The organism is Ruminococcus sp. 1001713B170207_170306_F1, assembly GCF_015668065.1.
Classification (GTDB): domain Bacteria; phylum Bacillota; class Clostridia; order Lachnospirales; family Lachnospiraceae; genus Blautia_A; species Blautia_A faecis.
The window spans coordinates 48,194-68,892 of sequence record NZ_JADPEX010000004.1 but is presented as its reverse complement, the minus strand read 5'-3'; the positions used below and the strand labels follow the sequence as shown (position 1 = coordinate 68,892).

26 protein-coding genes and 5 pseudogenes are annotated in these 20,699 nt (G+C 47.7%); 23 read left to right on the top strand and 8 right to left on the bottom strand.

Annotated features, from left to right (window positions below; genetic code table 11):
* Nucleotide 1: 1 nt before the first annotated feature.
* Both I4V84_RS04335 and I4V84_RS04330 read right to left on the bottom strand, forming a co-directional pair.
* Entirely contained in the window at nt 2–511 is a 510-nt protein-coding gene (locus tag I4V84_RS04335; RefSeq protein WP_002576373.1) for an ImmA/IrrE family metallo-endopeptidase, read from the bottom strand.
* A gap of 48 nt (nt 512–559) precedes the next feature.
* Entirely contained in the window at nt 560–844 is a 285-nt protein-coding gene (locus tag I4V84_RS04330) for a hypothetical protein (RefSeq protein WP_243284020.1), read from the bottom strand.
* On the opposite strand from I4V84_RS04330, the pseudogene I4V84_RS19825 reads away from it, so the two are divergent.
* The 5 genes and pseudogenes from I4V84_RS19825 to I4V84_RS04315 all read left to right on the top strand — a co-directional run.
* A pseudogene (locus I4V84_RS19825) lies at nt 755–1,267 on the top strand (hypothetical protein); the annotation flags it as partial. The gene I4V84_RS04330 and the pseudogene I4V84_RS19825 sit on opposite strands and share 90 nt — an antisense overlap.
* Nucleotides 1,268–1,659: 392 nt before the next feature.
* Nucleotides 1,660–1,866, top strand: a pseudogene (locus I4V84_RS20310) (DNA polymerase IV); the annotation flags it as partial.
* Nucleotides 1,867–1,869: 3 nt separating this feature from the next.
* Nucleotides 1,870–2,097 (top strand): hypothetical protein, encoded by a 228-nt coding sequence (locus I4V84_RS20305; protein ID WP_272113026.1) that lies wholly within the window; start codon nt 1,870–1,872, stop codon nt 2,095–2,097.
* Between the two features lie 81 nt (nt 2,098–2,178).
* Nucleotides 2,179–2,438 (top strand): annotated as a pseudogene (locus I4V84_RS04320) (hypothetical protein).
* Nucleotides 2,435–2,578, top strand: a complete 144-nt coding sequence (locus tag I4V84_RS04315; RefSeq protein ID WP_243284018.1) for a hypothetical protein — start codon at nt 2,435–2,437, stop codon at nt 2,576–2,578. The pseudogene I4V84_RS04320 and the gene I4V84_RS04315 overlap by 4 nt, the downstream one beginning before the upstream one ends.
* Nucleotides 2,579–2,981: 403 nt before the next feature.
* Here the strand turns inward: I4V84_RS04315 and I4V84_RS04310 are convergent, their stop codons facing one another.
* Both I4V84_RS04310 and I4V84_RS04305 read right to left on the bottom strand, forming a co-directional pair.
* Complete coding sequence (locus I4V84_RS04310) at nt 2,982–3,155, bottom strand: hypothetical protein (RefSeq protein WP_003864616.1); 174 nt, start codon at nt 3,153–3,155, stop codon at nt 2,982–2,984.
* A 46-nt stretch (nt 3,156–3,201) separates the two neighbouring features.
* Complete coding sequence (locus I4V84_RS04305; RefSeq protein WP_195991322.1) at nt 3,202–4,359, bottom strand: transposase; 1,158 nt, start codon at nt 4,357–4,359, stop codon at nt 3,202–3,204.
* Nucleotides 4,360–4,483: 124 nt separating this feature from the next.
* On the opposite strand from I4V84_RS04305, the pseudogene I4V84_RS04300 reads away from it, so the two are divergent.
* From I4V84_RS04300 to I4V84_RS04265, 8 genes and pseudogenes are all read left to right on the top strand, one after another.
* Nucleotides 4,484–4,726: pseudogene (locus I4V84_RS04300) on the top strand (type IV secretory system conjugative DNA transfer family protein); the annotation flags it as partial.
* Nucleotides 4,727–4,932: 206 nt separating this feature from the next.
* Nucleotides 4,933–5,061 (top strand): annotated as a pseudogene (locus I4V84_RS04295) (Maff2 family mobile element protein); the annotation flags it as partial.
* A gap of 178 nt (nt 5,062–5,239) precedes the next feature.
* The gene (locus I4V84_RS04290; protein WP_015534245.1) at nt 5,240–5,599 is read left to right on the top strand and encodes a PadR family transcriptional regulator; all 360 of its coding nucleotides are present in this window, start codon (nt 5,240–5,242) and stop codon (nt 5,597–5,599) included.
* Complete coding sequence (locus tag I4V84_RS04285; protein WP_117530251.1) at nt 5,596–6,054, top strand: DUF1700 domain-containing protein; 459 nt, start codon at nt 5,596–5,598, stop codon at nt 6,052–6,054. Before I4V84_RS04290 ends, I4V84_RS04285 begins: the two co-directional genes overlap by 4 nt.
* A 3-nt stretch (nt 6,055–6,057) precedes the next feature.
* On the top strand, nt 6,058–6,501 hold the full coding sequence (locus tag I4V84_RS04280) for a hypothetical protein (protein WP_117530250.1): 444 nt from the start codon (nt 6,058–6,060) through the stop codon (nt 6,499–6,501).
* A gap of 165 nt (nt 6,502–6,666) precedes the next feature.
* Nucleotides 6,667–7,089, top strand: coding sequence for a sigma-70 family RNA polymerase sigma factor (locus I4V84_RS04275; protein WP_117530249.1), 423 nt, complete (start codon nt 6,667–6,669; stop codon nt 7,087–7,089).
* The gene (locus I4V84_RS04270) at nt 7,082–7,279 is read left to right on the top strand and encodes a helix-turn-helix domain-containing protein (RefSeq protein WP_117530248.1); all 198 of its coding nucleotides are present in this window, start codon (nt 7,082–7,084) and stop codon (nt 7,277–7,279) included. Before I4V84_RS04275 ends, I4V84_RS04270 begins: the two co-directional genes overlap by 8 nt.
* A gap of 31 nt (nt 7,280–7,310) precedes the next feature.
* A complete protein-coding gene (locus I4V84_RS04265) occupies nt 7,311–7,595 on the top strand; it encodes a hypothetical protein (RefSeq protein WP_117530247.1) in 285 nt (94 codons plus the stop codon).
* Between the two features lie 50 nt (nt 7,596–7,645).
* Here the strand turns inward: I4V84_RS04265 and I4V84_RS19570 are convergent, their stop codons facing one another.
* Nucleotides 7,646–7,837, bottom strand: coding sequence for a hypothetical protein (locus I4V84_RS19570; protein WP_243284017.1), 192 nt, complete (start codon nt 7,835–7,837; stop codon nt 7,646–7,648).
* Between the two features lie 427 nt (nt 7,838–8,264).
* Here I4V84_RS19570 and mobC point away from each other — a divergent pair, with 427 nt between their 5' ends.
* From mobC to I4V84_RS04235, 6 genes are all read left to right on the top strand, one after another.
* Complete coding sequence (gene mobC, locus I4V84_RS04260; RefSeq protein ID WP_195991321.1) at nt 8,265–8,663, top strand: plasmid mobilization relaxosome protein MobC; 399 nt, start codon at nt 8,265–8,267, stop codon at nt 8,661–8,663.
* On the top strand, nt 8,635–10,260 hold the full coding sequence (locus tag I4V84_RS04255; protein ID WP_195991320.1) for a relaxase/mobilization nuclease domain-containing protein: 1,626 nt from the start codon (nt 8,635–8,637) through the stop codon (nt 10,258–10,260). Before mobC ends, I4V84_RS04255 begins: the two co-directional genes overlap by 29 nt.
* Entirely contained in the window at nt 10,250–10,636 is a 387-nt protein-coding gene (locus tag I4V84_RS04250; protein WP_195991319.1) for a cysteine-rich VLP domain-containing protein, read from the top strand. The genes I4V84_RS04255 and I4V84_RS04250 overlap by 11 nt, the downstream gene beginning before the upstream one ends.
* A gap of 112 nt (nt 10,637–10,748) precedes the next feature.
* Nucleotides 10,749–11,507 carry a phage replisome organizer N-terminal domain-containing protein gene (locus I4V84_RS04245; protein ID WP_195991318.1) on the top strand — a complete coding sequence of 253 codons (759 nt, stop codon included), beginning with the start codon at nt 10,749–10,751 and terminating at the stop codon, nt 11,505–11,507.
* Nucleotides 11,504–12,346 carry an ATP-binding protein gene (locus I4V84_RS04240; protein WP_195991317.1) on the top strand — a complete coding sequence of 281 codons (843 nt, stop codon included), beginning with the start codon at nt 11,504–11,506 and terminating at the stop codon, nt 12,344–12,346. The genes I4V84_RS04245 and I4V84_RS04240 overlap by 4 nt, the downstream gene beginning before the upstream one ends.
* 14 nt (nt 12,347–12,360) lie before the next feature.
* Nucleotides 12,361–12,555 carry a transposon-encoded TnpW family protein gene (locus I4V84_RS04235; protein ID WP_087182583.1) on the top strand — a complete coding sequence of 65 codons (195 nt, stop codon included), beginning with the start codon at nt 12,361–12,363 and terminating at the stop codon, nt 12,553–12,555.
* 60 nt (nt 12,556–12,615) lie between these two features.
* Here the strand turns inward: I4V84_RS04235 and I4V84_RS04230 are convergent, their stop codons facing one another.
* On the bottom strand, nt 12,616–13,380 hold the full coding sequence (locus tag I4V84_RS04230) for an MBL fold metallo-hydrolase (protein WP_087182582.1): 765 nt from the start codon (nt 13,378–13,380) through the stop codon (nt 12,616–12,618).
* Between the two features lie 224 nt (nt 13,381–13,604).
* Here I4V84_RS04230 and I4V84_RS04225 point away from each other — a divergent pair, with 224 nt between their 5' ends.
* From I4V84_RS04225 to I4V84_RS04210, 4 genes are all read left to right on the top strand, one after another.
* On the top strand, nt 13,605–15,224 hold the full coding sequence (locus tag I4V84_RS04225; protein WP_195991316.1) for a recombinase family protein: 1,620 nt from the start codon (nt 13,605–13,607) through the stop codon (nt 15,222–15,224).
* Nucleotides 15,225–15,244: 20 nt separating this feature from the next.
* Entirely contained in the window at nt 15,245–15,403 is a 159-nt protein-coding gene (locus tag I4V84_RS04220; protein WP_195991348.1) for a Maff2 family mobile element protein, read from the top strand.
* 148 nt (nt 15,404–15,551) lie between these two features.
* A complete protein-coding gene (locus I4V84_RS04215; protein WP_195991315.1) occupies nt 15,552–16,763 on the top strand; it encodes an ATP-binding protein in 1,212 nt (403 codons plus the stop codon).
* A 168-nt stretch (nt 16,764–16,931) separates the two neighbouring features.
* Nucleotides 16,932–17,348, top strand: coding sequence for a hypothetical protein (locus I4V84_RS04210; protein ID WP_207748620.1), 417 nt, complete (start codon nt 16,932–16,934; stop codon nt 17,346–17,348).
* A gap of 221 nt (nt 17,349–17,569) precedes the next feature.
* Here the strand turns inward: I4V84_RS04210 and I4V84_RS04205 are convergent, their stop codons facing one another.
* Both I4V84_RS04205 and I4V84_RS04200 read right to left on the bottom strand, forming a co-directional pair.
* A complete protein-coding gene (locus I4V84_RS04205) occupies nt 17,570–18,949 on the bottom strand; it encodes an aldehyde dehydrogenase (protein WP_195991313.1) in 1,380 nt (459 codons plus the stop codon).
* 171 nt (nt 18,950–19,120) lie between these two features.
* Nucleotides 19,121–20,341, bottom strand: coding sequence for an iron-containing alcohol dehydrogenase (locus I4V84_RS04200; RefSeq protein ID WP_195991312.1), 1,221 nt, complete (start codon nt 20,339–20,341; stop codon nt 19,121–19,123).
* Between the last annotated feature and the right edge of the window lie 358 nt (nt 20,342–20,699).

The window sequence follows — 20,699 nt, the reverse complement described above, 5'->3', positions numbered from 1 at the left end:
GTTATTTCAAAAAGTTGCTCTTATGTTCCAGCGCGTGCAGATTATATCCAAGTGTAGCCAGGTGTGCTACCTTCAGCGCAACCAGATTGATGTCGGTGGACATCGCACTGGCGATCTGCTCGGCTGTGTATCCATATTCATAAATGTAGCGAAGGACTTCATCGCTGTCCATCAAGATTTCCGCTGCTACGATGTTGGCTTCATATTCCGGTTTGGATTTCATGTCATAGAGCATGAACTCATGAATCGGGGTGGTTTTCGCCATATTCCGGTGAAGCTGGTCATGCCCTAATTCATGTGCGCACACGATGCGCAGCATATTTTCATCCAGACTGTTATTCAGGAAAATAAAGCGATTTCGCTTAATCACCCGGTACATTCCCTTCAGGGAACCAAAATTTTCGCAAAGCATGACATTGATACCAAGCTGCCTTGCAATTTCAAAAGGGTCTCTGGAACCGCAGCGTTTTACCAGTTTCTCACCGACCCGTGAAAGCTGTTCCGCATTCATCATACCACCTCCAGTTTACAGTATAGCGAAAAGTGTGTACGATAAATATCACTGATCGGATTTTTTACGCCTCGTTTTCGGGGCGTATTTTTTATTGTTCTCTTTGGCAATCCAGTAGGCATCGGTCAGAGCTTTATAAGCTCCTTCGATGGCATCTTCGCTTAATTCGCCGCCAGCGAACATACCGGTCACTTCGCTGACCAGTTCTTCAATATCTTTCGCTGCTTTTGCGCCGCCTTTTTCATGAGCTTCTACGACATAGGTGCCGCTGCTTCCCAGCAGGTACTCAGTAGTAGTATTCAGCGCATCCGCGATCTTCTGGATCGTAACCATATTGGATGGTTTGCGGCTGCCAAGCTCATAATTCTGAATTGTGATATGAATAATTTCTATGCCTCTGTCGAGTGTATGCTGAACCCGGAACTGAAGAACAAGCCGGTGGTAGTGTGCGGTTCTGTGGAGGAACGGCATGGCATCGTACTTGCGAAGAACTATGCAGCAAAGGCGTTTGGCGTTTCCACGGGAGAGGCAATCTGGCAAGCAAAGCAGAAGTGCCAGGATCTTGTGATCGTGGAGCTGCACTATGAGCAATATATGAAGTTTTCAAAGCTGGCTCGTGAGATATACGGTCGCTATACCGATCAGATCGAGCCGTATGGGATGGACGAATGCTGGCTGGATGTGACCGGAAGCGGCTGCATGGGAACCGGATTTGAAATCGCAGATGAGATTCGCAGAACGGTTAAGTTTGAATTGGGACTTACGATTTCCGCAGGAGTGAGCTTCAATAAGATTTTTGCCAAGCTTGGGTCGGATATGAAAAAGCCGGATGCGATTACCTGCATCGAAGCAGATTCGTTCCAGGAGAAGATTTGGTGTCTTCCTGCCTCTGACTTGCTTGGAGTCGGCAGAGCGACCGAGAAGGTTCTATCTGGTTATGGGATTCATACGATTGGAGAGCTTGCGGCAACATCGGATGATTTCTTGAAGTGCCGCCTTGGAAAGAATGGACTGGCGATCAAGAAATATGCCAATGGGCTGGATGATTCACCGGTTATGCGTTCCGATTATGTCTCTCCGGTAAAGAGCATTGGCCACGGGATAACGACCATGCAGATTTGGAGAATAACGCCGAAGTCTGGTGTGTCATGCTGGAGCTGGTGCAAGAGATTGGAACCAAGCTGCGAACGCATAAAAAGAAAGCAGGCGGAATTGCGATTTCCATACGCAACAACGAGCTTTTCACGAAAGAGTGGCAGTGCCGGATTAGTATTCCGACACAAAGCCCCACCTATCTGGCGAAAACCGCATTTTCTTTGTTTGCAAAGAATTATCAGTGGGAGCATCCGATTCGTTCAGTGACGATTCGGGCAATCAACCTGTTTGAAGAGGATTGTCCGATACAATACGACCTATTCACCGATATGAAATCATTGAATCGCCAGGAACGGTTGGACGCAGCGATTGAGCAGATTCGATTCCGATTCGGGAAAGATGCGATTAAAAATGGGGTACTTTTTCAGAAAAGCAAGATGCCGACAGAGCGACAAGTGGATTTGGTTATGCCAGCAGGAATGATTGGTTAATACAGCACCGGTAGAATCTGGTGAGTTCTTTGCTAAAAGAAGTCAACACATTCGCCGGTTTACAGAGGAGGAGCGTAGAATATGTCGGAACAGAAATGTAGAAAAGTATATGTACCTGTGAATTGGATGTGGATACGGAGGGAAATATCCGTCCGCGTCTGATTCGGTGGATTGACGGACGGGTGTATGAAATCGACCGATTGAAGCATAAGTGCCGGGCTGCTTCCACGAAGGTAGGTGGCTGCGGAATCCGCTATACGGTCACGATTGGTGGGCATGAGAGTTTCCTGTACAACGAAGATGAAAAATGGTTCGTTGAAGCAAAGGAGCAGTGCCTATGATTCTTTCGCAGAAAAACATAGAAGAAATCGCCGTTGCAGTGATAAAAGATTTTCAAAAGTCCTTTTTCGGCAGCGAAGCAGATGATCCGGCAAGATTTGCGCTTCCGACACCATTGACCAGTTTGCATCCGACTATCTGAACCTGAAGGTGTCATTTCAAAAGCTGATTGAACTGTCCTGCATCCTCCATGTCAGCACGGATTATCTTCTGATGGGCAGCGAGCCAAGTAAAGAGGAAGTCAAAAATGATCTTCTGAGCATTATTTCGGAGCGGTCTACGATTGCGAAGAAAATCTAAAAAGAATTTTTGCTCTCGAATGTTAGCATCAGCTACACTTCCTTTATTTTTCTTTCTTTCTCGTTGCAAAAGAGAAAGAAAAAAGAGGTGTAGGAGCAAGTATTTTGTCAATCTGCAAGCATCACATGCCTCGTTGGGAAACCAACGGGGTATTTTTTGATTTATAGGAAAGACCGCCTGAGGCGCTCTCTTGAATTGAAAAATGCCCGCACGGAGGCGGGCACGACGACAAGACGATCCTTGGATTAGAAGATATAAAAGCCTTCCTCTCCAAAATCGTCATCAAGTTCGTCATCATTTAGAAAATAATCCATATCCAGAAGTTCTTCTTCGCTCATGTGGCGAATGTCCCTGGAAGTCATTCCTTCTGGTGGATTTTCGATGTATTTTTTGCGCAGTTCCTCGATATCTGGTTTCATGGTGTTTTCCTCCTTTGAGAGGATTATATCACAGAATCCATAAAAATTATGCAGAAGACCATCTTCTACGAGCTTTGGACATTATTTTCTCGTACATTTCTTCGAGGGAGACGCGCTTGTGGTTAAAGTAAAGTTCCAGAAAGAGCATTTCATGTTTACAGTCTGGACACTTTAATGGATCATATCCAAAAGAAGAAAGGATAGCTGTGCGCCATTTGTTAAAGTTGCGCAGAGTATGCCGTTTCGCTTTTGAAATTGCTAGGTGCAGATTTTTATCTATTTCGCGGTGACGTGCATAAAGGCCGCCATACCGGATCATTTTAAAGTGTTTCTCCGGTATGTGTCGGATCAAACGCCTGATGAAATCTAATGCAGGGATTGTTTCCTGAATATATTTGTCATCTTCATGACGGTTATAATGAAATGTGACTGTTTCCGAGTCCTCATCATAGCTGTCAATTCTGGATGTGGCAATAACTGGCCGCCCAAGATAACGTCCAATGTATTTTATGACCGTTTCAGGGTCACACTTGTTTGGTTTTGCATAAACGTAAAAGCCTTCTTTATGATTCGTGTAGCACTGGGATTTTACTTTTTTGAAAGAAGATCCGAGTCTGCGTCCCATTTCATCAAGCAGTGCTGTGCGGAAAGCATTACGCAGATAAGTATAATTGAAGTGATGGACTGGACGCCAGAATCCATCATCACTGTAACCACCTTCCGATATAAGACAGTGGATGTGGGGATTCCATTTTAAATCCCTGCCAAAAGTATGTAGTACCATAATAAAACCAGGTGTATAATTTTTAGACTTGTTCATTTTGAAGAACATACGAGAGACGACACTGGTAACAGAGTGAAAGAGGCAGTCGAGCAGAGTACGGTCTTCAAGAAAAAAGTCACGAATATTTTCATCAATAGTAAAAACACAGTGGCGGTGCTGGACATTAACAAGCTTAAAAGACATAGAAGTAGTACTTGCCATAGAATACTTGTTTCCACAGGTAGGGCAGAAACGGCTGTGACATCGGAAGGGGACAAATTTAAGCTTGCCGCAATGGGGACAACCGTACATGGCACCGCCAAAAGATGGATCACCACAGTTGATCATCTTATCGATATTTTCCATCTCAGTAGATCTGGGATGAAGTGTATATTTAATTTCTTCATAGTAGTCAGTAAAGATTCTTTGTAAGATATTCATAAGCCTATTATGAATGAAAAGTTGAAAAAAAGAAACCCCTATCCCCTCAAGATTGAGGGGCAGGGGAGTTGAAGTGTCGAAGACACTTTTTTATGCTCATTTTAAATTTACCGCTTGACATTGTGGCAAAGACCTGGCTTCGGTGGATGAACTGGCTGTGCTGGATGGCGGAAAGTGCATTTTGCAGCTGCGCGGTGTCAGGCCGTTTGAGTCAGATAAGTACGATCTGACCCAGCATCCGAACTACAAGCTCACTGCCGGAGTTGATAAGAAAAACACATTCAGCATCGAGGCGTTTCTCGACCATCGGCTGAAGCTCAAGCCCGGCGATAAGTACGAAGTGGTTGACGCAGATCATGCCAAGTAAGTTTATTCCGGTGACGAAGATGTCATGGGTGCGCTGCTGGCAACAGAATAAGAAGAGGCGGCGAGCTGCCGCCTCTTTACATAGCCAGGTTTCTGATAGGGATTGGAGACCTGGCTATATGTTTGCCCATTTGCAGGTGCACATGCAGATGGAAAATCACTATTCATCAGCCCATAAGGGCGCAACGTACAAGGGGGTACACATTTATGGCATTTTTCAACAGCGCAGTAACAGTTCTTCAGACTCTCGTCATCGCACTGGGTGCCGGTCTCGGCATCTGGGGAGCCATCAACCTGCTGGAAGGCTACGGCAACGACAACCCCGGTGCCAATGCTCATGTGCCATAAAGTAACATACAAGAATTGATAGACAGCAACCCACTATTCCGTTATTATCTTACGCACACACTTTGTAACTTTTTCGTTAAGCCTATTGACTCTGATACTTCGGAAGAGATATAATATAGTTGCTACTTAGCTAACCTAAATAGCGAAACTAAAGAGAGGCGACGATATGAATAACAAATATGTCCAGCAATTCAAAAAAGGCTCTCTGGAAATGATACTCTTATGCCTAATCGGACGCAAGGAAACTTATGGATATGAAATTATAACCGAATTGAACAATAGTGCGTCTGTTTTGGGATATGCGAAAGAGGGAACCATTTATCCCATTTTGTATCGTTTACAGGAAGCAGAACTAATCAAATGCCGGTTGGCTCCGGCTGCGGCAAATGGCGGCTCAAAAAAGTATTATTCTTTAACGGATAAAGGCAGGAATGTACTTGATGAACTAATCTTATTTTGGTCAAGCTATGAAAACTGCGTAAATGGCTTTATAGAAAGTTATCAACAAGCGAGGGTGTCCAAATGAAAGAACAATATATCAAACAGGTTGAAAAGGAACTATCTTTACCACGCAAAATGAAAAAAGAGGTTGTGCGTGACTTAAATGAAGTTTTTGCGTCTGCTATGGAGCATGGAGAAACAGAGCAGCAGATTATCCAGCGTTTGGGGACGCCAAAAGAATTTGCAGACAGCACCGCAGAACAGTTTGGTATTGATAACACCAAATCGAAAAAAAGGAACGGCATCATTTCTACTCTTGCTACGCTTGTTATCGCGGTTGCTGCCTTTTCGGTATATGCTGTTACGCAATCAGGAAAAGTACCAGAAGGAGCAATCGGACAAGCCGACGCGACAACAAATATACAGATTGAGGGCGCGTTTGCCTTTGATATTTCGCAAATCCTTTTGGCTATTGGGTTTGCAGCAACAGCTATTGCTATTTTGTTAATTATCCGAACCATACACAAAAACAGGAGGTAACCAATGAAGAAGTATATTTCTGTATTCACAATCATGGTTATGATTTTTTTGGCTGCGTGTTCTAATCAAAATACATCATCTACACCGACAAGCAATGAGAACAATACGCAATCTAATAGTGTTACAAAATTGGACGAGGGTGTTTGGCCTGCGAATGAGTACACAGAGGGGCTTCCTGTTGCGCCTGGTACGGTTGCATGGGCTACACTTGATACAGAACATGAGAATTGCAATATCAACCTTACCGGCATTAGCGAAAACGACTATAACGAGTATATGGAGCTTTTGAACCAAGACGGCTTTTCCGTAATTGAAAATGTATCAGAGGAAATCGAGGGAGAAAACTATGTTTCTATCGGGACGCTTTTATCAAACGACGAAAAGTGGTTAAGTATCAGCTACATACCCAATAGTCTAACTATCTACATTTCCTTTGACAATAACTGAAAGAGATAACGGAATAGCAAAGCCAGTCGAGCCAGTCAACGGTCAAGATGAACGGCGCATACGCGCCGCCGTTGACAGCCCCGCCCGCCTTTGCAGACAGGCAATCAAGGGGCGACAGCAAAAAGTGCTGCCGCCCCGCACTATTATCAGAGAGGGGGAATTTCCATGACCGAAGATGAAGCCTACAAAGTGTATATCCAGTACACCTTTAACGCCTTTTGCAAGGTTGTCATTCGTCACGCCGCCATAGATATAATTTTGAAGCTGCGCCGGAGGTGGGAACGGGAAGTTTCCCTTGACTATCTGATGAATGAGAAGTTTGTCCAGCTTGCCGAGCCGGAACAGCTTGAAGAATACCTTTTTACCGCCTGCGGCCAGACCGCCGTTCTGTACCATGCGGAACTTGCCGCTGCCCTTGCCCTTTTGCCGGAGCAGGCACAGGAAGAAATTTTCCGCTATTACTTCCTGCGCCAGCCGCAGAGAGTGATCGGCGTACATATCGGCCGGACACGCAGCACAGCGGGGCGGCATATCCAGCTTGCCTTGCAACGGCTTCGGAAGGAAATGGAGGTGAGCCGGTATGAATAAACTTCTCCCCTATGAAACAATCGTCAAGGCGCATGAGGGCGACCCGGACGCAATCGACACCGTTCTTTCCCACTACGCCGGATATATCCGATACTGTTCCAAAGTACACGGGAAAGTCAACGCCGAGGTTGAGGAATATGTGAAGCAGAAGTTAATTGCCGCACTGTTCAAGTTTCGATTTGACCGATAGTAAGCAGAAAATTAAGGAGGCAAGAGGTTTTATGAAAAATCAGCTTTCAACAGTGACGGAAGTTGTAGTTAGAAGCATCTTTTACATCATCACAAACTATGTATTTGTTAGCATGGGACTGTCGTTTCATACTCATTGGATTGCAATTCTATTTTTACTTTCAATGGTATGGGCTACTATTGACTACGGCAAGTCTGTAAACAAAATAACCGGGAAAAAGGTTATTGCTGAAATACTATGTATATGCTGCATTGCGATAAGTATAGCGATTGCATATTTTGTGGGATATATTCAAGGAGCAATCGTTTCCTTTTGAAAACATAACGCAATAACTCTCCGTTTATCATACCAATATGAAATGAGTTTTCAAAACTGAATACCAGCCGCCACCGGCGCGGCCAGCGAAAGCAGTAAGTCTGAAAAAGATTTGCTGCTTTTTTTGTTGCCCGGCTCCGTTCCCGGCCATTTTGCCCTGTTCAGATTGTAGTAGTAAGTGAGGGGGAAATTTTCCTGCCCCGGCGTTTGGCATTTTTGATTTTTGTCCGTAGTAAGAAGCAAAGAGAAAATAAGCCGTTTTGTTTGGCAAATTTCAAAACGCGGTGGTGTAGGGAGTGAAAGAAAAAATTCTCTGCCCCGCCAGTTGCCAAAAACCTGTTGCTCGGATTACTAAGGCAAAAGAAATATTGAAAAATCCCCGTCCAGCGGGTAGCAGGCGGCTTTTGAAATGTATCTTTAGCGGAAAGGAAAAAGGCCGCCCACAGCGGGCTGAAAGCCCCGTTCTATTCGCTCTATGTACGGAAAAGCCCGGACAGGGGCAGTCTGCGGCAGTCTTAGAGCAAGTTTCTACCACGGTGCCAAAATCCGCAATTCTGCGGTTTTGCCCCTCGCGGGAAACTTGTTGGGGAGTGCCTTCCCCAAACCCTGCTTTGCGGCTTGCGCCGCTTATCCCCGCCGCGCTCATGCGGCAAGAAAGGAGGTCACGACCATGCGAAAAAAATACAACACACCCCACCGCAGCCGCGTTGTGAAAACCCGGCTGTCCGAAGATGAATACGCCGACTTCACAGCGCGGCTTGCGCCCTATGGTATCAGCCAGTCCGAATTTCTCCGGCAGGCGATACGGCGCACCACTATACGCCCCGTTATCCATGTGTCAGCGGTCAATGATGAACTGCTCTCCGCTGTCGGGAAGTTGACCGCCGAGTACGGCAAGATCGGCGGCAACCTCAACCAGATAGCCCGGTATCTGAACGAGTACGGCGTACCTTACAATGCGCTGTCCGGCGAGGTACGCGCCGCCATAGCCGACCTTGCCGCCCTCAAGTATGAAGTCTTACAGAAAGTAGGTGACGCGGTTGGCAACACTCAAGCATATCAACTCTAAAAACGCCGACTACGGAGCCGCCGAACAATACCTGCTTTTTGAGCATGACGAGTTTACCATGAAGCCCGTTCTTGATGAAACCGGCAGGCTTATCCCCCGTGAGGACTACCGGCTGTCCACACTGAACTGCGGCGGCGAGGATTTTGCCGTTGCGTGTATGCGGGCAAATCTCCGCTATGGGAAGAACCAGCGGCGGGAAGATGTGAAAAGCCACCACTATATCATCAGCTTTGCCCCACGGGACGGCCCGGACAACGGCTTGACCGTAGACCGGGCGCAGGCATTGGGCGAGAAGTTTTGCGCCGAGCATTTCCCCGGCCACCAAGCCCTTGTATGTACCCACCCGGACGGGCATAACCACAGCGGCAATATCCATGTGCATATCGTCATTAACAGCCTGCGGATAGAGGAAGTCCCGTTCCTGCCCTACATGGACAGGCCAGCCGACACGAAAGCCGGTTGCAAGCACCGCTGTACCGACGCTGCCTTGCGCTACTTCAAGTCCGAAGTCATGGAAATGTGCCACCGGGAGGGGCTTTACCAAATCGACCTCTTGAACGGCAGCAAGAACCGCGTCACAGACCGGGAGTATTGGGCGCAGAAAAAGGGACAGGCCGCGCTGGACAAGCAGAACGCCCCCATGATTGCAGACGGTATCACGCCCCGGCAGACCAAGTTTGAAACGAACAAGGAGAAGCTGCGGCAGACCATACGCGCCGCGCTGTCTGCGGCGACCTCATTCGAGGACTTTTCCTCTCTGCTGCTGCGGGAGGGCGTGGCCGTCAAGGAGAGCCGGGGGCGGCTATCCTATCTCACGCCGGACAGGACAAAGCCCATTACCGCCCGAAAGCTGGGTGACGACTTTGACCGCGCCGCTGTCTTTGCCGTTTTGGAGCAGAACGCCGCCAGAGCCGCAGAAAAGCCCGCAGCCATACCCGAATACCCCCGGCATGGGAAAACCGGCATACAGCCCACAAAAGTCCCACAAACCGCCCCGAAACAGGACGGTGTGCAGCGGCTTGTGGACATTGAGCAGAAAATGGCCGAGGGCAAAGGCCGGGGCTATGAACGCTGGGCGACCATGCACAACCTCAAACAGATGGCCGCGACGCTGAATGTGTATCAGGAATACGGCTTCACTTCCCCGGAGCAGTTAGAAGCCGCCGTTGATACCGCCTATCAGGAAATGCGCCAGACCAGCGGCGAACTGAAAGCACTGGAAACGAAGTTACAAGGGAAAAAGGAGTTGCAGCAACAGGTACTTGCCTATGCCAAGACCAAGCCTGCCCGTGACGGGCTGAAAGCGCAGAAATCCGAAAAAGCCCGCGCCGCCTACCGGCAGGCAAACGAGAGCGATTTTATCATAGCCGACGCAGCCGCTCGGTATTTCAAGGCGCATGGCATTACCAAGCTGCCCGCCCGGAAAGCGTTGCAGGCCGAGATTGAGCAGCTTATCTCCGAGAAAGACGGCCTGTATAACACCTATCACGAACAGAAACAGCGGTTCAAGGAGTTGCAGACCGTCAAGCGGAACATCGACCAGATTTTGCGCCGGGAGGAACCCCACCGCAGAAAGGAGCAGAGCCATGAGCGATAAGTTACCGAGAATGGACTACCGCCAGCACCGGCGGGCGCGGCGGCTGGTACATGAGTGCTGTAACTACGACGAGGGGAACTGCCTGCTGTTAGACGACGGGGAGCCTTGCGTGTGCGTCCAGAGCATTTCCCTTTCTCTCATGTGCCGCTGGTTCCGTGTGGCTGTCCTGCCCCTTGACGGGGAACTGGCCGCAGCCCTCTTGTACCGGGGGAGCCGGAAACGGTGTACTGTCTGCGGGGCGGCATTTGTCCCCAAATCCAACCGGGGAAAATACTGCCCCGACTGCGCCGGGCGCATGAAGAAAATCAAAGCCGCCGAGCGAAAGCGGAAACAAAGGCAGAGATGTCACGCTTTAGAGCCTTTCAAACCCGCATAAATCAAGGCTTTTTTCGTGGGTGTCAAAGGGTGCGTGATACATTTATCCTTTTCCCCCGGAAACGGCGTTCTAAATGCGTACAAACGCCCCAAATCCACCCAAAGGAGGAACCATGTCAGACAACCGAAAATACTACTACCTCAAGCTGAAAGAGAATTACTTTGACGAGGACGCTATCGTGTTGCTGGAAAGTATGCAGGACGGTATCCTCTATTCCAACATTCTCTTGAAACTGTACCTGAAATCGCTGAAAAACGGCGGGAAGTTGCAGCTTGATGAAAATATCCCCTACACCGCGCAGATGATTGCCACCATTACCCGCCAGCAAGTCGGCACCGTAGAGCGAGCCTTGCAGATTTTTATGAAGCTGGGGCTTGTGGAGCCGCTGCCAAGCGGCGCGCTGTATATGAGCAACATTGAACTGCTGATCGGCCAATCCTCTACCGAGGGGGAGCGAAAACGGCGGGCAAGGCTGGCTTTGCAGGAGCAAAAAGCCTTGCCAAAGGCCGGGGCGGACAAATGTCCACCATATCAAGCGGACATTTGTCCACCAGAGATAGAGATAGAGAAAGAGATAGAGATAGAAAAAGAGAGAGAGCGAGAGTTAGATACGGGACAGCCCGCCCGCGCTGCCTATGGCCGGTATGAAAATGTCTTTCTTTCGCAATCAGAACTGGACGGGCTGAAAGCAGACCTGCCCGACAAATGGAACTACTACATTGACCGGCTATCCTGCCATATCGCGTCCAGCGGCAAGCGATACCGCAGCCATGCCGCCACAATCTACAAATGGGCGCAGGAGGACGCAGCCAAGAAAGCCCCGAAAAAGGGCATACCAGACTACTCATGCAAGGAGGGCGAGAGTTTATGAAGAACGAAATCAACGCTGTTTTGGAGAATATGACGACCACCACCCCGGAGCCGGAGGACTACACCGGCGAGGACGGTTTACTGTACTGCGGCAAGTGCCGCAAGCCGAAAGAAGCCTATTTTGCGCCGGATAAGGCCGCTATCTTTGGCCGCGACCGCCACCCGGCAGAGTGTGACTGCCAGAGAGCCGCCCGCGAGGAACGGGAGGCCGCCGAGAAGCGGCGCAGGCACCTTGACACCGTGGAGGAACTGAAACGCCGGGGCTTTACCGACCCCACCATGCGGGACTGGACTTTTGAGAACGACAACGGCAGGAACCCGCAGGCCGGGATTGCCCGCCGGTATGTGGAACACTGGGAGGATATGCGAGCCGACAATATCGGCTGCCTGTTCTGGGGCGGCGTAGGAACCGGGAAAAGCTACCTTGCGGGCTGTATCGCAAACGCCCTCATGGAGAAAGAAATCCCCGTCCTCATGACGAACTTTGCCCTTATCCTCAACGACCTTGCCGCCAGCTTTGAGAACCGCAACGAGTACATTTCCCGCCTTTGCCGCTATCCGCTGCTTATCATTGACGACTTCGGCATGGAGCGCGGCACCGAGTACGGATTGGAACAGGTTTTCAATGTGATTGACAGCCGTTACCGCAGCGGCAAACCGCTGATCGTCACGACCAACCTCACGCTGGACAACCTGCGGAACCCGGAGGACACCGCCCATTCCCGGATTTATGACCGCCTGCTTTCCATGTGCGTCCCGGTACGCTTTACCGGCGACAATTTCCGGCAGGAAGCCGCGCAGCGGAAAATGGAGAGCATGAAGAAACTGATTACCGACTGAAAGGAGTATTGCCTATGGCAGATAACAAGCAGCACGACACCCGCACAGCCCGCCGCCCCGACTGCGTGACGGAAATCCGCATGGGCAATTCCGTCCTTGTCGTGTCCGGCTATTTCAAGAAAGACACTACCACCACCGCCGCCGACAAAATGGCGCGGGTACTGGAAGCGGAAGCCGCTGCTACACAGGAGCCGACTTGTCCGGCGTGAACCGGGGCATGAGGAAAGCGGCCATGCCGGGGAGCATGGCCGCTGGAATGTGAGTAAAGGTCATACATGGATTTGAAAATCACCAAAATCAAATACACCGCAGCCTTGCTTTAAATTACCCTCTTTTGCTAATTGGCAAAAGGCTTTTTCAATCCGGCTAATTATATCGGCGGGAATAGCAAGTTGATGATGTGCAGGTAAAATTCGCTGTACTTCTAAAGACTGCAATTTTCTTATGGACTGAAAGAAAAGTTGTGGGTCTGTTGTTGGATAAAAAGCGTCAAGACACCCTTTGTATATTAAATCACCGGAATACAAGTATTTTCTTTCCGGTTCATAGAAGCAGCAATGCCCCGGAGAATGCCCGGGCGTATGAAGAACTATCAATTTCCTATTCCCCAAATCAATGCAATCGTTATCATGTAAAATTATTTGCGGGACTCCTTGAAAAATCTGATATTCCTCTATTTTGAAGTCAGAGGGAAAATCGCATGGTTTTCTCATAAGATTGCTTTTTACCACTTGCAAAGGTATAGGAAATTTACCAGATAACCAATCTTTTTCTGCTTCGTGGACTGCGATAATATCAAAATATTTGTGCCCGCCGATATGATCCCAGTGTATATGTGTTGTTATGGCTGTAACTGGAAGTGATGTCAAACTATCAACTACTTTTTTGATATTTGCCACCCCTAACCCCGTATCAATCAATATGGCTTTCTTAGTGCCACAAAGTAAATAGCAATGCGTTTCTTCCCAATGCCGATACTCACTGATTGCAAAAGTATCTTTGTCGATTATTTCCGTTGTAAACCAACTACTCATGTTTTATCACCCGCTCTATCGAAATCGCTTTTGAAAATAAGTATAGCACACAGATATAAACTTTTCTACTGAAAGCAACTCTACAAAACGCTACACAAAAATCAGCAATTTGACAAATCATAAAGAAGCAGATTTTACACTTTTGCAGCTATACAGCCCGCCCTATTCCGTGGTACAATGAAACCACGGAATAGTGGGGCTGGCTGTCGGAAACGGAGGATTTTATGTTAAGACAAGCCACCCAAAACCTCATTACCGCCCTTTATCCGAGATTGTCCCATGAGGACGAGTTGCAAGGCGAGAGCAATTCCATTTCCAACCAAAAGCGGATTTTGGAAACCTACGCCAAGCAGAACGGCTTTACCAATCTGCGCTGGTACACCGACGACGGCTTTTCCGGCGCGAACTTTCAAAGACCCGGTTTTCAAGCCATGCTTGCAGACATTGAAGCCGGGAAAGTGGGTACGGTCATCGTCAAGGACATGAGCCGGTTAGGGCGAAACTACTTGCAGGTAGGGTTTTACACGGAAATGCTGTTCCCTCAAAAGGGAGTGCGTTTTATCGCTGTCAACGACAATGTAGACAGCGCAAACGGCGGCATGGACAACGATTTTACCCCTCTGCGAAATCTGTTCAACGAATGGCTGGTGAGAGATACGAGCAAGAAAATCAAAGCAGTAAAACGAGCAAAAGGCATGAGTGGAAAGCCTGTTACCAGCAAGCCGGTATATGGCTACCTCATGGACGAGGACGAGAACTATCTCGTTGACGAGGAAACCGCGCCGGTTGTCCGGCAGATATACCAGCTTTGCCTTGCCGGAAATGGCCCGACCAAGATTGCCCGTATGCTTACGGAGCAGCAAATCCCCACGCCGGGGACGCTGGAATACCGCAGGACGGGCAGCACACGCCGCTACCACCCCGGCTATGAGTGCAAATGGGCGACGAACACCGTCGTTCATATCCTCGAAAACCGGGAGTACACCGGCTGTCTGGTAAACTTCAAGACGGAGAAGCCCTCTTACAAGGTCAAGCACAGTGTAGAGAACCCCGTGGAGAAGCAGGCTGTTTTTGAGAACCACCATGAGCCTATCATAGACCGGGAAACATGGGAGCGCGTGCAGGAGTTACGCAAGCAGCGCAAACGCCCGAACCGCTATGATGAAGTGGGACTGTTCTCCGGTATGCTGTTCTGCGCCGACTGCGGCCATGTGATGTACCAGCAGCGGTATCAGAACAAGAACCGCAAGCAGGACTGTTACATCTGCGGCAGCTACAAGAAGCGAACCCGCGACTGTACGGCGCACTTTATCCGCACCGACCTGTTGACCGCCGGTGTCCTCTCCAATCTCCGGCAAGTGACCGAGTATGCCGCCAAGCATGAGAGCCGCTTTGTGAAGCTGCTTATCCAGCAGAACGAGATCGGCGGCAAGAGAAAGACCGCCGCAGCCACCAAGCAGCTTGAACAGGCACAGGAGCGCATTGCCGAAGTGAGCCGCATTATCAAGCGGCTGTATGAGGACAATGTGAACGGCAAAATCAGCGACGAGCGTTTCATGGAACTGTCGGCAGACTATGAGCAGGAGCAGCGGGAACTGAAAGACCGCGCCGCCGCTTTGCAGGAGGAACTTTCCAAGTCGCAGGCCGCCACCGTCAACGCGGAAAAGTTTATGGGTATCGTCCGAAAGCACCTTGCCTTTGAGGAATTGACCCCCACCCTTTTGCGGGAAATGATTGAGAAAATCGTCGTGCATGAGTGCAGTTATGACGAGAACGGCACCCGCAGGCAGGACATTGAGATTTATTACAGCTTTGTCGGCAAGATTGACTTGCCCGAAGCCTAATGCCCGACCTATCCGACACAATGGCCAAGTGCCGGATAGGAACGGCAAAATTTTTTACACTTCTATTACTTCTTTATCGCACATCAGTAAAGTCTCAGGGCATGAAACTGCTGATGGCTGGCGGCGTGGCACTGATCGGCACGACTCTGGTGCCGCTGCTTTCTGGACTTTTTGGTTAAACTACGATATTCTGAAACTGCAAAGAAACAGAATTCGACACAATCCGAAAAGGTCAATGAAAAACAATATGAGCTGCGGTTTATAATCGCAAAACCTATTGATTTTTTTATGTGCTTGCGGTATTATGGAACCATGGAGGTGGTTCCTATGATAGACAGACCGCTTTACGTCGATAAGATTATGGCATACACCGACACACCTTTTGTAAAAGTGTTGACGGGGGTTCGCCGCTGCGGAAAATCCACAGTTCTAAAAATGATCATGGAGAAGCTGCAACAGGAGCATGGCATTCCGTCTGAGCGGATTGTCAGTATGCGTTTCGATTCCATGGATTATGAGGATATGACAGCGAAGGATATGTTCAAAGCTGTCAAAGAAAAACTCGATCCAACTGGGAGAACGTATCTCTTTCTGGATGAGGTTCAGGAAATTGAAGGCTGGGAGAAAGTGGTAAACTCCCTGGCAACGGATTATGATGTTGACCTTTATGTGACAGGCTCCAATTCCAGAATGATGTCTTCGGAAATAGCGACTTACCTGACCGGACGATATGTTTCCTTCCGTATCTATACGCTTTCTTTTCAGGAATATCTGGAATTCAAAAAGCAGTATACACAGGTAAAGGATATCCATGCTGAACTGGCAGACTATATCCGCTTGGGAGGCTTCCCTGCAACGCACCTGCGAGAGTATTCACAGGATGAGGTTTATACGATTGTCCGGGATATCTATAATTCCACGATTTTCTCGGATATCGTAAAGAGAAACCAGATTCGCAAGATCGACCAGCTGGAACGGGTGGTTCGGTACACATTTGCGAATGTGGGAAATTCATTCTCAGCAAAATCAATTTCTGATTATCTGAAATCAGAGCATCATTCTATCGACAATGAAACGGTGTACAGCTATCTGGAAAAGCTGGAGAAAACATATCTCCTTCATCGCTGTTCTCGATACGACCTGCGCGGGAAGGAGATTCTGAAAACGCAAGAGAAGTTTTATCTTGCCGATACCGCTTTACGTTACAGCGTGCTGGGCTATACACCAGACAGCGTTGCTTCCAGTCTGGAAAATGTGGTGTATCTGGAACTTTGCAGACGAGGATATACCGTGACGATTGGAAAAACGCCGGATGGTGAGGTCGATTTTGTGGCGCAGAAGCAGAATGACCGGTTGTATGTGCAGGTCACACAGGAGATTAAATCCGAAAAAACAGAAAAGCGCGAATATGAACGGCTGCTGGAAATCCGGGATAACTATCCGAAGTATGTTTTAAGAGCCGATGAATTTGCCGGAGGCAATTACCAGGGCATTAAGAGTATGCACATTGCAGATTTTCTATTGAGCACAGAATATTAACGATGAGGGCGGCGGTGAGCCGCCCTTTTACATACTGAAAATAAGGTATGTAGAGAGGAAAAAATAGGCCAGAAGAAACTGCGATTATAAAATTTAACTGAAATTTTTGCAAAAATTCTACAAAAAAAGAAGCAAATATTGGCCGAGACATTTTTAACTGTTATAATAGTGACTGAAAATACGAATACTGAGAATGGAGAGGTTTGTTTTCACCCGATGGTACTGGTGGTAACCATTTTGCTGGTTGGAATTACCATCTTTCTTGCCAGCCGGAAACCTGCAAAAATGGCAGCTGCTGTTTCGCCTATCGAGGCATTTGGCTATCGTCCTTCTCATAACGCATCAAAAACAAGAAAAGCAGGAGAGGGAAATTTGCTCACAAGACTTTCCAGGGAACAGTTCACAAAAGATAAGAAGAGGACTTTTATGGTACTGTTGTCTCTGGCTGCCAGTTTGTCTGTGTACCTTTGTGTTGTGACCATGCTGGACAGCCAGGCTGCAAGAACCATTGTATCCAATTTTATGGACAGTGATCTCACAGGTTGGAATGGAAGTATTGTGGAAAGGATTAAGGGAGTAGAATAATTGTTATTGAGCCGCATTTTTACGAAAGGGACATTTCAACTTTGGACTTGGAACTTTCATAGTAAAAATGCGGCTCTTTTGTCATATTAATTAACAACCAATGTTAAACATTTTGCAAATCGCATTAAATAATTCGGTGCAGCTATTGAAATTATAACACATAGTTTCGACTTCTTTATTTTTTATTTACGCGAGCAACGAGCCAAAGTAATAGTAACACTTTATTTCAAGAAAATATGGATCAGCTTATCATAAATCCGTCTATAAGGCTGATACCTCATCGGCAGGTCAATCCAGGTTTTTTTGTCTACAATGCTCTTATAATGGGAAAAGGTTTCGAAGCCTTTCTGGCCGTGATAGCTTCCCATACCGCTTTCTCCGAAGCCACCGAATGGCATTTCGCTGGTGGCGAGGTGAATGATCACATCATTGATACAGCCACCGCCGAAGCCACATTCAGAGGTAACTTTTTCACAGATGGCTTTGTCCTGGGCGAAAATGTAAAGGGCAAGAGGATGTGCCATGGAATTTACCTTTCGGATTACTTCTTCTATAGAATCAAAAGTAAGGACAGGCATTACCGGTCCGAAGATTTCTTCCTGCATTACGGCATCTTCGAAGGTTACCGGATTCATGACTGTAGGTTCAATCTGTAAAGTTTCGGGACAGGCATTTCCGCCGCAGATGACTTTCGCAGGATCAATCAGGTTCTGAATGCGGTTGAAATGCTTTTCGTTGATGATCTTTCCGTAATTTTTGTTATCCAGAGGGGATTTGCCAAACTGCTTACGGATCTGTTTCTGGATCTGTTTCAGAAGCGTATCCTTCACTTCTCGGTGACAGTAAATGTAGTCAGGTGCTACGCAAGTCTGTCCGCAGTTCAGATATTTGCCGAATACAATACGTTTGGCGGCAAGCTTGATATTTGCAGATTTATCTACAATGCATGGGCTTTTTCCCCCAAGCTCCAGGGTGACTGGAGTGAGGTGCTCGCTGGCATGGCGCATGACCTCTTTTCCAACAGCCTGGCTGCCGGTGAAAAAGATGTAGTCAAAGTGCTCTTGGAGAAGGCAGGAGTTTTCCTGGCGTCCACCCATAACAACGGCCACATACTCTTCCGGAAAACATTCACGGACGATCTCGCAGATGATATTGCTGGTGGCAGGAGAGTAGGCGCTGGGTTTTAATACTGCAGTGTTTCCGGCGGCGATGGCGTCTACCAGCGGATCGAAGGTAAGCAGGAAGGGATAGTTCCACGGGCTCATGATCAGGGTGACACCGTATGGGGACGGCTTCCTGTAACTTCTGGAATGGAACTGGGCAAGTGGGGTGTGCACGTTTTTTTCTCTGGAAAGGGAGCGGATGTGCTTCAGCATATAGGTAATCTCGCTGAGAACGAGACCGGATTCGCACATGTAGCTCTCGAAGCTGCTTTTTCCCAGGTCTGACTTCAAGGCAGCATTGATCTGCTCCTGGTGGGACTGGATGGAGGTTTGCAGCTTTTTTAAGGCAGTGATGCGAAAGTCAATGTTTAAGGTAGCGCCTGTATAAAAATAGTTCCGCTGCTTGCGGATGATTTCCTGGATTGCTTCCTGGGTCATGGGAAAGTCCTTTCTGATTATTTATAATGTATTTGATGTTTTGAAATATAGTTTACATAATGTAAAAGGCTATAAAGGGGGTAATTCAAAACTATCTTATTTAAATTGAGATTACCGAATGTAATGTTATAAAGGTGACAATATGGTATTTTTCAAACACGCTTTAGCTTTTTATTGCACTGTGTTTTCTTTAGCCGGCATCAGCATATAATAAAATTTCTCCAGCTCCTGTGCATCCATCAGTATCGGTACCGGATACAGCGGATTCGCCTCTTTGTCCGCATAGTGTGACAGCTTCGGAATGTCTTCTTCCTGGATTTCCGGGATGGTATCGCCGATTCCGAAGCGGGCCTTCATGTCTTTGACCGCCTGGATAAAGTTTAATGCGGCCTCTTCTTCCGGTGTTTCTTTGGAGGCAACCCCGGCAGCAACAGCAAGGGCTGCCAGCTTCTTATAAATTGTTTTTCCGTAAGCTTCCAGAACATAAGGGAGAAGTACAGCGTTGGCAAGTCCATGTGGAACATTGTATTGTCCTCCCAGAGAATGGGCAACTGCATGTACATAGCCTACATAGGATTTTGTAAAAGCGCAGCCAGCGAAATAAGAGGCGCGGAGCATATTCCGGCGCGCTTCTTTATTGCTTCCGTCGGTGTAAGCAGTGTCCAGATTTTCGAAAATCAGCTGCACTGCATCCCGGGCATTTTTACGAGTGCCTGGTGTAGTGGAATTACCAATATAAGCTTCCACTGCGTGGGTGAGTGCGTCCATACCTGTAGTAGCGGTGATGAATGGTGGAAGGCTTAATGTGACCTTGGGGTCAAGCACAGCGTATCGGGGAATCAGCGGGAAGTCATTGATGGCATATTTATGCCGGGTTTCGGCGTCCACAATTACCGCTGCCAGTGTAGTTTCGCTTCCGGTTCCTGCAGTGGTTGGAACAGCGATAAGAAGTGGAAGCTTTTTGTGCACTTTCAGGATTCCTTTCATCTTTGCAAGAGACTGATGAGGTTTGGCGACTCTGGCACCTACTGCCTTGGCGCAGTCCATACTGGAGCCTCCGCCGAAGCCTATAATGGCCTGACAGTTATTTTCATGATAAAGTTCAAGTGCCTCAGCCACATTCACAGTGGTAGGATTTGCTACTGTTTTGTCATAAAGGATATAGGGAATGCTGCTGTCTGTCAACACTTTTTCAAGGCGGTCTGTAAGACCAAGCTTATGGATTCCTGCATCTGTAATAATCAGCACATTTTTACATTTTTTCTTTTTCAGCACATCGGGAACGGCTTTCAGACTGCTGATGATCTCAGGATTTCGGTATGGAAGGAATGGAAGGGCAAATTTGAATACATTCTGAAAAATCCGACAGTATATTTTTTTTAAGGGATTCATATGGAAGTTCTCACTTTCTGTTGATACACGCTCTAAAATATAACGTTGCATCAATCGGTTCTATTGTGTAATTGTTCAGTACCTTCACAGCTACATGCTTTGTGGAATAATTACTTTATTATTGTACTTTTTTTATCACGTATGAATTATACCATGTTATCAAATATTGTAAAGATAAAACAATTTTATTATAAAACAAATTGCAACATATATCTTGCAGAAAGTCTTTTTCAAACATGCTCTGGCCCGAACCCCTATCCATGAATTCAATCAAGCAGGCATGGTTTATTCATTGCTGCTGTCCGGGACTTGCATAGTAAAAACACCTGGCGGAATATTGCCAGTGGACAGTAACCAT